We start from the raw sequence: 1776 nt of genomic DNA, 5'->3' as shown, positions 1-1776 counted from the left end.
AGCGACGAGTTATCATGAACGAAACTAGCTCCTTACTCGTAACATCGTAGATTAATTTGGTTAGAATGTTTACTGGAAAAAACATAACCAAATCAGAGCTACATTACGGAAGGAGCTAGTTATTATGAAGGATACCATAAAATATGTTGGTTTAGACGTATCAAAAGAAAAAATAGCTGTTGCGATTGCAGATGAAGGTCGAGATGAGCCTAGATATTGGGGCATGATTTCGAATACTCCAGAAGCAGTTAAGAAATTAATGAAAAAGTTAGGAAACGGCGAGAACTTACGAGTGTGTTACGAAGCAGGTCCTACCGGATATGCATTGTATAGATTATTCCTTACTCTAAATATTCACTGTATGGTTATAGCGCCATCTTTAATTCCTAAAAAACCTGGTGAGCGTATTAAAACGGATCGTAGAGATTCCGTTCGACTCGCTCAATTATATCGAGCGGGAGAATTAACTTCTGTTTACGTTCCTACTCCAGAAGATGAAGCTTTACGAGATCTTGTTAGATGTCGAGAAGATGCAAAAGAAGACGAATTAAGAGCTAAACACCGATTAAGTAAGTTTTTACTTCGTTATGATATCCAACCACCATTAAAGGGAAAAAAATGGACCGTTAGGTACTATAGATGGTTGGACACGTTAAAGTTTGAAAACTCTAAACTACAAGTGGTTTATCAAGAATACTATCATCAAATTAAAGAGATACAACAACGAGTCCTAAGATTAGAAGAAGAAATCAGAATACAAGCAACGGACAGTGTTCATGCCCCAACCATCCAAGCTTTACAAGCATTAAGAGGCGTAGCACTTATTACAGCAACAAGTATTGCAGCAGAAATTGGTTCTTTTAAACGTTTTTCAACCGCTAGCCAGTTTATGGCGTATCTGGGTTTAGTACCTAGTGAATCTTCGAGTGGTGAAAGCAGAAGACAAGGAAGGATCACCAAAACAGGGAATCGTCATGTGCGGCGTCTATTGGTGGAGTCAGCTTGGAGTTATCGATATAAGCCGTCAATAAAGGGTGAATTACAAAAGAGACAAAATGGACAATCGCCAACCGTTCTGGCAATATCCTGGAAAGCACAAAACCGGCTACATAAGAAATATTTTCGATTGTTATCAAGAGGAAAAGAAAGCGGTAAAGCAATCACGGCAGTAGCGAGAGAGTTAGCGGGTTTTATTTGGGCAATCACACAGGAAATTGATGAGGTAGTACCAACAGCTTAATGAAGACGATTCTCTATGATATGAGTGCATTAGTAAGAAAATAGATGGATGAGAATAGGGCTCGAAGGCAAAGAGAAAAACCGGAAAGGAAAACCCACGTGCCTCCTCTGTGCTATATCTAATTAGATTAACGCACGTCACGAGTTAGTGGATAAGGCCTTTATACGGAAAGATAAAATGTGAAAACCCACGAATATCAGAGCGCTAACCGCAGTAGAAGTTTTTGCCTTCGTGCCGTGTCCTTAACATCTATTCTAAGAAAAATGAAGGAGGGAGGATTATTCCAACTTTAGCTTAAAAAAGTGTCTCATCTCTTTGAATGGCTGTCAAGGAGAGCACTTGACAGCCATTCAAAGAGATGAGAAATGGTCAGTAAGCTAAAGAAGGAGCTACCCTAGCCTTAAACGGCTACCTATCTAACCAAGTAAGCGAAGAAGCGAAAATAGCTTCTCTTCTTAGAGTTGGTCAAAAATAAACCAAAACCGAGTTTAAGTAGGGAGCCTTGACAGTTTCGTTCATATCAGGAGGCTCCCCGG

Annotated in this window: 1 protein-coding gene; it reads left to right on the top strand. The window is 39.7% G+C overall.

Annotated elements, in window-relative coordinates; genetic code table 11:
• Window positions 1-124 precede the first annotated feature (124 nt).
• Window positions 125-1240 (top strand): IS110 family RNA-guided transposase, encoded by a 1116-nt coding sequence (locus ACE198_RS27915; protein ID WP_375377791.1) that lies wholly within the window; start codon window positions 125-127, stop codon window positions 1238-1240.
• Window positions 1241-1776 lie beyond the last annotated feature (536 nt).

The sequence above is a fragment of the Neobacillus sp. KR4-4 genome, from assembly GCF_042136325.1.
Classification (GTDB): Bacteria; Bacillota; Bacilli; order Bacillales; family Cytobacillaceae; genus Neobacillus.
Note: the sequence above shows the minus strand (reverse complement) of the source record. Positions and strands in the feature narration are given on the sequence as shown.